The sequence below is a fragment of the Bartonella sp. P0282 genome, assembly GCF_048452985.1.
GTDB classification, from domain to species: Bacteria; Pseudomonadota; Alphaproteobacteria; order Rhizobiales; family Rhizobiaceae; genus Bartonella; species Bartonella choladocola.
In genome coordinates this window covers 1-289 of the sequence record NZ_WTFO01000020.1, presented here as the reverse complement: position 1 = coordinate 289, position 289 = coordinate 1, and the positions used below count along the sequence as shown (strand labels likewise).

At 47.1% G+C, this 289-nt stretch carries 1 pseudogene; it reads left to right on the top strand.

Annotation, left to right across the window (positions count from 1 at the left end):
- Positions 1 to 289, top strand: a pseudogene (locus GQS64_RS11985) (inverse autotransporter beta domain-containing protein); the annotation flags it as partial.

Below are 289 nucleotides of genomic sequence, written 5' to 3'. Positions count from 1 at the left end.
AGCTTGATCCTGATGCGGTCGGGGATATGCGCACACTTGCGGGAAGCAGATATGATCTGGTTGACCGTAATAACAATATGGTACTCGAATATAAGAAGCAGGAAGTCATCAAGCTTAATATGGTTGGCGGCATTACCGGCTTTTATAACGAGACTTATTCGCTTGGAATATCGGTTAAATCCAAGCATGATGTTGCAAGCGTCAGTGTGATGGCAGCAAGCCTGATCGCAGCAGGCGGCAAGATTGTTCAGGGAAGTAGTGCAAGCGATTATTCGGTTGTTCTTCCCCG